The sequence below is a fragment of the Streptomyces fuscigenes genome (genome assembly GCF_021556455.1).
GTDB classification, from domain to species: domain Bacteria; phylum Actinomycetota; class Actinomycetes; order Streptomycetales; family Streptomycetaceae; genus Streptomyces; species Streptomyces fuscigenes.
This window is the reverse complement of the sequence record NZ_JAKGCV010000174.1, coordinates 1-10,944: the sequence shown is the minus strand read 5'-3', so window position 1 is coordinate 10,944 and position 10,944 is coordinate 1. Positions and strand designations below refer to the sequence as shown.

Annotated in this window: 8 protein-coding genes, 2 pseudogenes and 1 riboswitch; of the genes and pseudogenes, 3 read left to right on the top strand and 7 right to left on the bottom strand. The window is 73.4% G+C overall.

What is annotated here, in order from left to right; all coding sequences use genetic code 11:
* Nucleotides 1-215: 215 nt before the first annotated feature.
* Nucleotides 216-1,772, top strand: coding sequence for an MFS transporter (locus L1885_RS15775; RefSeq protein ID WP_235797749.1), 1,557 nt, complete (start codon nucleotides 216-218; stop codon nucleotides 1,770-1,772).
* 54 nt (nucleotides 1,773-1,826) lie between these two features.
* The gene (locus L1885_RS15770; RefSeq protein WP_235797748.1) at nucleotides 1,827-2,699 is read left to right on the top strand and encodes an oxygenase MpaB family protein; all 873 of its coding nucleotides are present in this window, start codon (nucleotides 1,827-1,829) and stop codon (nucleotides 2,697-2,699) included.
* Between the two features lie 31 nt (nucleotides 2,700-2,730).
* On the opposite strand, the gene L1885_RS15765 is transcribed toward L1885_RS15770, so the two are convergent.
* The 6 genes from L1885_RS15765 to gcvT all read right to left on the bottom strand — a co-directional run bounded on the left by L1885_RS15765 (nucleotide 2,731) and on the right by gcvT (nucleotide 9,385).
* Complete coding sequence (locus tag L1885_RS15765; protein WP_235797747.1) at nucleotides 2,731-3,408, bottom strand: alpha/beta fold hydrolase; 678 nt, start codon at nucleotides 3,406-3,408, stop codon at nucleotides 2,731-2,733.
* A 494-nt stretch (nucleotides 3,409-3,902) separates the two neighbouring features.
* A complete protein-coding gene (locus L1885_RS15760) occupies nucleotides 3,903-4,049 on the bottom strand; it encodes a hypothetical protein (protein ID WP_235797746.1) in 147 nt (48 codons plus the stop codon).
* 873 nt (nucleotides 4,050-4,922) lie between these two features.
* On the bottom strand, nucleotides 4,923-6,305 hold the full coding sequence (locus tag L1885_RS15755; RefSeq protein WP_235797745.1) for an L-serine ammonia-lyase: 1,383 nt from the start codon (nucleotides 6,303-6,305) through the stop codon (nucleotides 4,923-4,925).
* A 185-nt stretch (nucleotides 6,306-6,490) separates the two neighbouring features.
* Nucleotides 6,491-7,753: a serine hydroxymethyltransferase gene (gene glyA, locus L1885_RS15750; protein ID WP_308117331.1), complete on the bottom strand. Its 1,263-nt coding sequence runs from the start codon at nucleotides 7,751-7,753 to the stop codon at nucleotides 6,491-6,493.
* Between the two features lie 38 nt (nucleotides 7,754-7,791).
* Nucleotides 7,792-8,169, bottom strand: a complete 378-nt coding sequence (gcvH, locus tag L1885_RS15745; RefSeq protein ID WP_235797744.1) for a glycine cleavage system protein GcvH — start codon at nucleotides 8,167-8,169, stop codon at nucleotides 7,792-7,794.
* A gap of 100 nt (nucleotides 8,170-8,269) precedes the next feature.
* Complete coding sequence (gcvT, locus tag L1885_RS15740) at nucleotides 8,270-9,385, bottom strand: glycine cleavage system aminomethyltransferase GcvT (RefSeq protein ID WP_235797743.1); 1,116 nt, start codon at nucleotides 9,383-9,385, stop codon at nucleotides 8,270-8,272.
* A gap of 143 nt (nucleotides 9,386-9,528) precedes the next feature.
* A riboswitch (glycine riboswitch) is annotated at nucleotides 9,529-9,629 on the bottom strand.
* A gap of 148 nt (nucleotides 9,630-9,777) precedes the next feature.
* Between gcvT and L1885_RS15735 the strand changes: the two are divergent.
* Nucleotides 9,778-10,239: pseudogene (locus tag L1885_RS15735) on the top strand (AAA family ATPase); the annotation flags it as partial.
* On the opposite strand, the pseudogene L1885_RS15730 reads toward L1885_RS15735, so the two are convergent.
* Nucleotides 10,213-10,944, bottom strand: a pseudogene (locus L1885_RS15730) (HEAT repeat domain-containing protein); the annotation flags it as partial. The pseudogenes L1885_RS15735 and L1885_RS15730 overlap by 27 nt on opposite strands.

The window sequence follows — 10,944 nt, the reverse complement described above, 5'->3', positions numbered from 1 at the left end:
CGCCTCCCCGCCGGGCGGCCCGCCCCCGGCGCACGCGCGGCCTCCGGCGCGGACGGCCGCCCGGGGCGGGCCGGTCCCCCGAGTGGCGCGTCACGGATGCGGCGGCTGTGTCCGTCCCCGTACGCTGAGTGCCGATCCGGACATATCTGGATATCTGGACATCAAGGACAGACGTCAAGCGTCAAGCGCCGCATCCCGGGCGTCCGCGACCGGCCGTGAGGGCCGGTGCCTGCGAGGCCCCGGGCTGCGACGACGGCCATCTCGTGCACCCGGAGGCGGACATTTCGACTTCACCCACGGCGCGTCCCGGCCGCCGCGGGCTGCCGCTGGCCGGCAACTACGCCGGCGCCGTCGCCCTGGCCCTGCTCGCGCTGAGCCCGTTCCTCATCCTCACGACATCGCTGACGCTGTTCGCGCCGGTGCTGATGCGGGAACTGGACGCCACCCGCTTCGAACTCCAGGTGGCCGCCGGCATGGCCAACGCCGCCTACGCGTTCGGCGCCGTCGCGTCCGCCGACCTCATCCAGCGGGTGGCGGCGCGCCACGTCTACATCAGCTGCGAGGTCGGCTTCGTACTGAGCTCGGTCCTCGCCCTCAGCGCCCAGACCGTCGGCCAGTTCATGGCGGGCGTGATCCTCCAGGGCCTGTTCACCGGCATGCTGCTGGTCGCCGCGCTGCCACCGCTCGTCATCACCCACGGCGTCGACCGGATCCCGACGACCGCGGCCGTCATCAGCCTCGGGCTCTTCGGCATGGTGACCCTCGGCCCCGTCGTCGGTGGCCTCGTCGGCAGCTACAACGGCTGGCGGCTGCTCTACACGTCCATCGCCGTGCTCGCCGCGGTCGGGCTGACGATCGGCGCCATGACGTTCGAACGCAACGAGCCGCCCAACCGGCGGGCCCGTTTCGACTGGGCGGCCATCCCGCTGGCCCTCGGCACGACGGCCCTGCCGTTCTTCGGCGTGGCGTGGCTGTCGCGCTCGTCGTTCAGCTCGCCGGTGTTCATCGTCCTGGTGGCCGTGGGCCTGGTGTTCGGCGCGCTGCTCGTGGCGGGGCAGTACAAGAAGGCGTCCCCGCTGATGCCGATGCGGCCCATCAGCAACACGCTCCCGGTCACCGGAACGCTCAACGCCATGGTCGTCGGCGCCTCCTTCACCACGCTGCTGGAACTGGTCCAGCTCTACCTGCAGGAGGTCGCCCACTACACGCCCGTGCGCACCGGCCTGCTCATCGCCCCGCAGCTGCTCGGCATCATCATCTCCGCCGCGATCTTCCGGCGGGTGGTGACGACGTGGGGCACTCCGTTCCTCGCGCTGTCCGGCATCATCAGCGTCGCGATCGGCGCGGGCATCCTGCTGGGCGCGACGACGTCGAACGCCTCTCCGATCGTGGCCGTGGCCATGCTGTTCCTCGGCTACGGAGCGGGCGCGGGCGTGGCGCCCGGCCTCTTCCTCGCCGGTTTCTCGGTGTCCTCGCTCCAGCTGGGCCCGACCTTCGCGCTGGTCGAGCTGCTGCGCTCGGAGGCCGCCTTCCTGGTGGGGCCGGTCCTGCTGCACCTCGCCATGGTGCAGAGCTCCCTGCAGAACGGCTTCCACCTCAGCGTGCTGGTCATCCTGATCTTCACGGTCGTGTGCGGGGTCGGCCTCGTCACCCTGTGGCAGCTCGGCGGCGCCAGGACGGTGGCGCCGGACCTCGACGGCTGGATGTCCGGCGTCTCGACCGGCTACCACTCCCCGCCGCTGCTGGCCCGGGTCCGCAAGACCGCGGCCTGAGCGACGCGGGGCGGGCCCGGCCCCGGCCGCCCCCGGCGGGCGGACAATGGAGGCATGCAACGGCGCACCCCGGCCCTGGAAAGGGTCCGCGACCGGCTCGGCAGCACGCTGTTCGAGCGGGTCGCGGGCCCCGGCGGCGAGGCGGCCCGCGCCCGCATCCACGGCGCGCCGGGGGAGCGGTGGTTCCCACCCGGCAGTGCCATCCGGACCGTCCACGGCGACGCGTCGATGTTCGTCGGGGGCCTCCGCGCGCTGCTGCTGCAGTCGCTCCACCCGCTGGCCATGGCGGCCGTCGCGGGGCACTCGGGCTACCGCGGCGACCCGTGGGGGCGGCTCCAGCGCACCAGCACCTTCCTCGCCGTGACCACGTTCGGCACGTCGGGCGACGCGCAGGAGGCCGTGGACCGGGTCCGCGCCGTCCACGAGCGGATCCGGGGGCGCACCCCGTCGGGCGAGCCGTACCGGGCCGCCGACCCCCATCTGCTGACCTGGGTGCACGTCGCCGAGGTGGACAGCTTCCTGCGCGCGCACCGGCGCTACGGGGCCCGGCGGCTGACGGAGGCCGGCTACGACGCGTACGTCGCCGAGACGGCCCGCGTCGCGACGGCGCTGGGCGCCGCGGATCCCCCGCGCGACCAGGCGGAGCTGGCCGAGCGGATCGGCTCCTACCGCCCCGAACTGCGCTCGACCCGCCAGGCCCGCGAGGCGGCCCGCTTCCTGCTGCTGAACCCGCCGCTGCCGCCGGCGGCCCGCCCGCCGTACGCGGCACTCGCCGCGGGCGCCGTCGGGCTGCTGCCGCTGTGGGCGCGGATGCCGCTGCTGCTGCCGTACGTCCCGCTGGTGGAGGAGACGGCTGTGCGCGTCGCCGGGCGGGCCGTGGTCGGGACGATCCGCTGGGCGATGGCCCCGCCGCCCCCGGAGTCCTGACCCCCTCCCGGGGTGCCGGCCCGCCCGCCGCTCAGACCGACGCGTCGGCGTACGCGACCAGCGCCTGCGCGAGTTCCACGGGCCGCGACAGCGCCGCCAGGTGCCCGCCGGGCACCTCGTCGACGGGCAGACCGAGCCGCTCACGCGCCACCCTGCGCTGGAACTCCGCCGGGAAGAACCGGTCATCCCTCGCGGCCACCACCCGTGTGGGCACCTCCGGCCACCGCTCGATGGCGCACGGCTCGGCGAAGGCCGCCTCGGCCTCGGCCCGCTCGTGCCGCCCGCTCTCGGCGGCCAGCGCGGGAGGCACGTCGTGCAGGAAGTACGTGTCGAGGTCGAACGCGGCCGGGTAGCCGCCCGCCTCCGCCGCGGCCGTGCGGGCCTCGGACCAGCCGGTCGCGTCCCACCAGTCGCCCGCCGTCTCGCCCGGCAGCGGGATCATCGCGTTGACCAGCACCAGCAGGGCCACCGGCATGCGGGAACAGGCCATCGGAGCGGTGAAGCCGCCCATCGACTGGGCCACCAGGACGACGTTCCCGCCGTCGCCGGCCGCGGCGGCCACCGCGTCCGCGTACGCGCTCAGCCCCGCCGATCCGTCGGGGCCTGGCAGGTCGACGGCGACCGCCTCGTGACCGGCGGCGCGCAGCTCGGGCAGCACGCGGTGCCAGTACCAGGCGGCGCCCCCGGCCCCCGGGATCAGTACGAACATGTCGGCTCCTCGGCTCGCCGGCGGCCCGACCCTCGGCGAACCGTCCCCCGGGGGGACCGTCCGGGAGGGCCGGAGTCATCGGTCACGGGCGACGAGTCTCCCACCGCCCCGGCCCATCGGCCGCCTCCCGGCCCGGCCGGGCGCGCCCCTCGCGCGTCTCGCTCGGGCCGGGCGTGTCCTCACCCGTCCCGCTCCGGCCCGGCTCGACCGCGCGCCGGGCGCGTCCTCGTGTGTCCGCTCCGGCCGGGCGCGAACCGGACGTTCCGTTCCGGCCGGGCGCGATCGCGCCTGCCACGGGGCTCACCCCACGGTGCGCCGCCCGCGCCCGGTCCGGCGGCGGGAGCGGCGGCAGGTTGGTGAGCCGGTCAGGTGCCTGAAGATCGCGCGCCGAGCTCGGCAACTCAGCCGTCAGAACGTGGACCGGTCGGTTAACGCTGTCCCGATGTGATGGGAGGCGACGGATCCGGCTCCTCTTGCCTGGAACGTGGACTCCGTCACTGCTGGACGGCCAGGCGGTAGAGGAACCGTTCGAGGATGTACTCGACCATGACCCCGTCCGTGGACCGGCTGGTGCGGCGGGCCTGGTTGCGCAGGTCGTTGTAGACCCGGCCGGCGGTGGTGTCGCGGGTGGGGTTGGCCATCAGGCGAGCACCGCCTCCACGGCGGGACGGACGACGGAGAGGGCGTCCAACTCGCGTGCGATGTGCTGGAGTTCGCCAAGTCCGCCGCGCCCGTTTCGGCGCAGGCAACGGCCGAGCGCGACAGGGCGAGGGTTTCGCCGAGGCGGCTGCGGTGGCGCATCGCGTCGACGACGCTGCGAGCTGCGTTGTACAGGGGGACGGTCTCTCCCGGGGCTGCTTCGAACCGTTCGACACCGAGGTCGAAGGTCTTTGCGGCGTCTTGCGCCACCACGGTCGGCGGGTAGGGAATCGTGGGCCGGCGTGTGCCGCGCGGCACGGCGATGTGTACTGCTGCGGGGATGTCGTCGATGAGTTCGTGCAGGGCCAGGGCGGATTCATCGCACACGACGGCGCGACGGGCCCGTGCGCACACGGCCGGCAAATCCGCGTACGCCGTCTCCGGGGCGTCTGACCGCCGGTACACCCCACGGGACAGTTCGTCCATCTCCCCCTCCCTGACCAAGTGCGCCAGATAGGGAGGAGGGGAGAGCGGGGCCTGTCGTGCCTGCGCCGTCGTGAATGTATGTGTGGGGGCGAGAGAGGCCGGCCAGCCGCTCCTCCAAGCGCGGGTTTTCCGCATAGTTCATGTATCGAATGGCACCCGTTGAGCGGGGGTAAGGGATCGATTCGATACATCGCCTGGTGGGTGATCGGCACATCCGGCGTTGATCACGTGCCGCGAACCCGCAGGTCAAAAGCCCCTTCCGGGGGATGTCTCAGGGACTTCTCGGGGACCTTCGCATCTGTTTCAGGGGTTCCAGGCAACTTTCCGCGACGTGGGCGGAGAAGCCCCTGACCGCGCTAAAAGGCAAAAACGCTGGTCAGGGCTTTTTCTCAGCACTCGATGATGTTCACCGCGAGCCCGCCCCGGGCCGTCTCCTTGTACTTGACGGACATGTCCCGGCCGGTGTCCCGCATGGTCTTGATGACCTTGTCCAGGGAGACCTTGTGGCTGCCGTCGCCGCGCAGGGCCATCTTCGCGGCCGTGACGGCCTTGACCGCCGCCATCCCGTTGCGCTCGATGCAGGGGATCTGCACGAGCCCGCCGACGGGATCGCAGGTCAGGCCGAGGTTGTGCTCCATGCCGATCTCGGCGGCGTTCTCGACCTGCTCCGAGCTGCCGCCGAGGACCTCGGCCAGGGCGCCGGCCGCCATCGAGCAGGCCGAGCCGACCTCGCCCTGGCAGCCGACCTCGGCCCCGGAGATCGAGGCGTTCTCCTTGAAGAGCATGCCGATGGCGCCCGCCGCGAGCAGGAAGCGGACCACGTCGTCGTCGCGCTCCTGCTGCGTGTGGCCGTGGGCGCAGAAGTTCATGTAGTAGTGCAGGACCGCGGGGATGATGCCGGCGGCGCCGTTGGTCGGCGCGGTCACGACGCGGCCGCCTGCCGCGTTCTCCTCGTTCACGGCCATCGCGTAGAGGGTGATCCACTCCATCGCGTGCGTGTGCGGGTCGCCCTCGGCCCGCAGCTGGCGCGCCGAGTTCGCCGCCCGCCGCCGCACCTTCAGCCCGCCCGGCAGGTTGCCCTCCCGGGCCATGCCCCGGCTCACGCAGGCCTGCATGACCCGCCAGATCTCCAGCAGACCCGACCGGACCTCGGACTCCGTGCGCCACGCCAGCTCGTTCTCCAGCATCAGCGCGGAGATCGAGAGGCCCGTCTCGCGGGACAGGCGCAGCAGCTCGTCGCCGGTGCGGAAGGGGTGCCTGAGGACGGTGTCGTCCAGCTTGATGCGGTCCTCGCCCACCGCTTCCTCGTCGACGACGAACCCGCCGCCGACCGAGTAGTACGTCTTCTCCAGCAGGACCTCGCCCTCGGCGTCCGACGCGGTGATCCGCATGCCGTTGGCGTGGTACGGGAGGCGCTTGCGGCGGTGCAGGACCAGGTCCTTGCCGGCGTCGAACGCTATCTCGTGGACGCCGAGCAGATTGAGCCTGCCCTCTGTGGAGATACGTTCCGCCTGCTCGTCCGCCCGGTCGACGTCCACCGTGCGCGGCGAGTGGCCCTCCAGGCCGAGCAGGACCGCCTTGGGCGTGCCGTGCCCGTGCCCCGTCGCGCCGAGCGAGCCGTACAGCTCGGCGTGCACGGAGGCCACGTGCACCAGCAGGCCCTCGTTCTTCAGCCGCCGGGCGAACATGCGCGCCGCGCGCATGGGGCCGACCGTGTGCGAACTGGACGGGCCGATGCCGATCGAGAACAGGTCGAAGACCGAGATGGCCACGTGGAACTCCTTGCTGGTCGGCGGACGCCGTTGTCCGCCGGATCGTGGGCCCCGCAGCCCGGTGGGGCGGCGGGGGTGCCGTCGTGCGTGCGCGGGATCACCGCGGCGCACGGCGGGGCACCGCGCACCACACCCCAGTGTGACGCGATGCCCCGGCGATGCGGCAACTCGCGGCGAGCCGCGGATTACAAAGAGGGGTACAGCGGGTGCTTCGCGGCCAGGGCCGCCACCCGCCTGCCCAGCTCAGCGCGGTCGAACGACGGCTTCAGCGCCTCGGCGATGACATCCGCCACTTCGGTGAAGTCCTCGGCGGTGAAGCCGCGGGTGGCGAGCGCCGGGGTGCCGATCCGCAGGCCGGAGGTGACCATCGGGGGACGGGGGTCGTTCGGCACCGCGTTGCGGTTCACCGTGATGCCGACCTCGTGCAGCCGGTCCTCGGCCTGCTGGCCGTCCAGCTCGGAGTCGCGCAGGTCGACGAGGACCAGGTGGACGTCCGTGCCCCCGGAGAGGACCGAGACGCCGTGCTCGGCGACGTCCGCGCGGCCCAGGCGCTCCGCGAGGATCCGCGCGCCGTCCAGCGTGCGCTGCTGGCGCTCCTTGAAGTCGTCCGTCGCGGCGACCTTGAAGGCGACGGCCTTGCCCGCGATGACGTGCTCCAGCGGGCCGCCCTGCTGACCGGGGAAGACCGCGGAGTTGATCTTCTTGGCCAGCTCGGCGGTCGACAGGATGACGCCGCCGCGCGGGCCGCCCAGGGTCTTGTGCGTGGTCGTCGTCACGACGTGGGCGTGCGGCACCGGGTTCGGGTGCAGGCCCGCGGCGACGAGCCCGGCGAAGTGCGCCATGTCGACCATCAGGTACGCGCCGACCTCGTCGGCGATCCGCCGGAACGCCGCGAAGTCCAGCTGGCGGGGGTACGCCGACCAGCCCGCGACGATCAGCTGGGGCCTGGTCTCCTTCGCCAGGCGCTCCACCTCGGCCATGTCGACCTGCCCGCTCTCGCCGTCGACGTGGTAGGGCACCACGTTGTACAGCTTGCCGGAGAAGTTGATCTTCATGCCGTGGGTGAGGTGCCCGCCGTGCGCGAGGTTCAGGCCCATGATCGTGTCGCCCGGCTTCAGCAGCGCGAACATCGCCGCCGCGTTGGCCTGGGCGCCCGAGTGGGGCTGCACGTTCGCGTGCTCCGCGCCGAACAGCGCCTTCACCCGGTCGATGGCGATCTGCTCGATCACGTCGACGTGCTCGCAGCCGCCGTAGTAGCGGCGGCCCGGGTAGCCCTCGGCGTACTTGTTGGTGAGAACCGAGCCCTGGGCCTCCATCACGGCGACCGGGGCGAAGTTCTCCGAGGCGATCATCTCCAGCGTCGACTGCTGGCGGTGCAGCTCCGCGTCGACGGCGGCGGCGACGTCCGGGTCGAGCTCGTGCAGCGGGGTGTTCAGGAGCGAAGACAAAGCGGATCAGTCCCTGGTGTCGATGGCCGTCAGTGGCGTCAGTTGCCGGCGAACTCGGTGTACTCGTCGGCCGAGAGCAGGTCCCCGGGCTCGTCGGAGACGCGGACCTTGAAGAGCCAGCCGCCCTCGAAGGGTGCCGTGTTCACCAGCGACGGGTCGTCCGACACGTCCTGGTTGACCTCGGTGATCTCGCCGGTGACCGGCGCGTAGAGGTCACTGACCGACTTGGTGGACTCCAGCTCGCCGCAGGTCTCGCCCGCGGTCACCGTCGCCCCGACCTCCGGGAGCTGCACGTACACGACGTCGCCCAGGGCGTTCGCCGCGAACTCCGTGATGCCGACCGTCGACACGCCGTCCTCGGCGGCCGTCAGCCACTCGTGCTCCTTGCTGTAGCGCAGCTGCTGCGGGTTGCTCATGTCCTGAATTCTCCTGTACGCGTCGGGGCAGCGGAAACCGGCCCGGTGGGGATGGTGGACGCCCGCCGCGGGCGCGGCGGGCGCGATGGAAGACGGAGTATCACTTCCGCCGCTTGTAGAACGGCAGGGCCACGACCTCGTACGGCTCGTGGTTGCCCCGGATGTCGACCCCGACGCCCTCGGTGCCGGCCTCCGCGTACGCGCTGTCCACGTAGGCCATGGCGATCGGCTGCCCCAGCGTGGGGGAGGGCGCGCCCGAGGTGACCTCGCCGACCACGGCGTCGCCGGCGACCACGGGGTAGCCGGCGCGGGGGACCCGGCGGCCCTTAGCGATCAGCCCGACCAGTTTGCGGGGCGCCTTGACGGCGGCCAGCTCCGCGGCCGTGGCCAGCGCCATCCGGCCCACGAAGTCGCCCTCCTTCTCGAACTTCACGACCCGGCCCAGACCCGCGTCGTACGGGGTCAGCGCGGTGCTCAGCTCGTTGCCGTACAGCGGCATGCCCGCCTCCAGGCGCAGCGTGTCGCGGCAGGACAGGCCGCAGGGCGTGAGGCCCGCGTCCCGGCCCGCCTCCGTCAGCGCCTGCCACAGCGCCTCGGCGTCCGCGGGCGCCACGAACAGCTCGAAGCCGTCCTCGCCGGTGTAGCCCGTGCGGGCGATCAGCGCCTCCACGCCCGCCACGGTGCCCGGCAGGCCCGCGTAGTACTTGAGGCCGTCGAGGTCCGCGTCCGTGAGCGACGCGAGGATCGCGGGCGAGTTCGGCCCCTGCACGGCGAGCAGCGCGTACGCCTCGCGGTCGTCGCGCACGGCGGTGTCGAAGCCCTCGGCGCGGGCGGTCAGCTCGTCGAGGACGACCTGCGCGTTGGACGCGTTCGCGACGACCATGAAGTGGGTGTCGCCCAGGCGGTAGACGATGAGGTCGTCCAGGATGCCGCCGTCCTCGCGGCAGATCATCGTGTAGCGGGCGCGGCCCACGGCCAGCGCGCCGATGTTGCCCACGAGCGCGTAGTCCAGCGCGGCGGCGGCGCCGGGACCGGTCAGGGTGATCTCACCCATGTGGGAGAGGTCGAACAGGCCGGCGGTGGTGCGGACGGCGTTGTGCTCGTCGCGCTCACTGCCGTAGCGCAGCGGCATGTCCCAGCCCGCGAAGTCGGTCATGGTCGCGCCGAGCGCGCGGTGGACGGCGTCGAGCGCGGTACGGCGGGGTGACGGGCTCATCGGTGGCTCCCGGGGATGAAGGGCGAGGACGGTCCTCCCCATCTGTCATCGGAACCTGAGAGGTTCATCATGACCGCCCAGTCACGGGTCATGACTTGCACCTTGGGTGGGGGCGCGCGCGGCGGCCCGCTTTTCAGATCTGCCTCGCCCGCGCGGTATCGGTGCCTGAGAGATTCAAGGGAGGGACTTGCTCCTTCGGCGCCCGGAGCACCCGAGGTGTCCGGAACTCTCCCGCGCGGATTCAAACGGCCTGTATGCAGTTGGCGCGGCCATCATCGCATGCGCGCCCTGCCGCGGACACCTCGGCCGCCATTACCATTTCTTTGCTGAAAGCGGGCGCGGAGCGGGCGGGCCCGCGAGGGGCCGGGGGACGACCGCGACAGGGGGCGGCCATGACGGTGGGGGACCGGGCGGCGACACGGAGGGCGGGCACGGCGCGGGGGGCGCGGCGGCCCCCGGGACGGGACCCGGACGGGCCGGTGCCCGCCCGGGTGCGGGACCTGCGGGGCAGCGCCGGCGAGGCGGCGCTGGACGGTCTCGTCTTCGCGCACGGCGACCTCGTCGTGATCTCCGGGCTGCCCGGCAGCGGCAAGTCCACGCTCATCCGCCGCGCGACCCGGGGCGGCGTCGACTCGCAGGACGCCCGCGAGCGCTGGGCCGCCCGCCTGCCGCTCGTCCCGTACGCCCTCTACCGGCCCGTCGTGCGCCTCGCGCACTACGCGGGCCTGCGGCGCCTGCTGCGCGCCGGGCGCAGCGTGGTGGTCCACGACTGCGGCACCCAGACCTGGGTGCGCCGGTGGCTCGCCAGGGAGGCCCGCGGGCGCGGGCGCGCGCTGCACCTCGTCCTCCTCGACGGGGTCGGCCGCCAGCCGCCGCAGCCGCTCGGCGACGCGTGCGTCGCCCATCTCGGCGTGCAGCGCGGCGATTTCGCGGGTCGTCTCCTCGCAGTCCCAGAGGCACTCGAACGCGAAGCCCGTGGCGTACGAGGGGTCGGTGGCGGCCAGGGCGCGCGCCGCGCGGCCGCGCAGCTGGGAGGAGGCCGTCTCGCGGTAGACGTGGCGCAGCACCGGAGCCGCGCAGGCGATGCCGAGGCGGCCCGTGCCGTCGACGAGGGTCCACAGGGCCGGGGCGTCGGGGCCCTCGGCGCGCACGGTCTCGCGCAGGGCGCCCAGGACGAGCGGCGCGTCCTGCGCGGTGCCCCGGACGGCGAGCACCCCGGCGGCCGCGGAGCCGAGCGCGTCCGGGCGGTGGGCCCAGCCGCGCGCCCGGTCGACGGCGGCGACGGAGCACATCCGCTCGAAGGCGGCGACGGCGGCCTCCGCGACGTCGCGGTCGTCACCGGCGGCGGCCTCGATCAGGTCGAGCGCGGCCGGGTCGCCGGTCTGGGCGAGGTAGTGGAGGCAGGCCGCGCGCGCGCCGGGGGGACCGCTGCGGGCCGCCGCGAGGACGGCGGGGCGGTCCTCCGGCCCGGCGACGGCCAGCAGGCAGCGGGCGGCGGCCACGTGCGGCGCGCCTCCCCGCTCGTGCCCCTGCTGCGCCCAGTCGAGGACGGCCTCGAC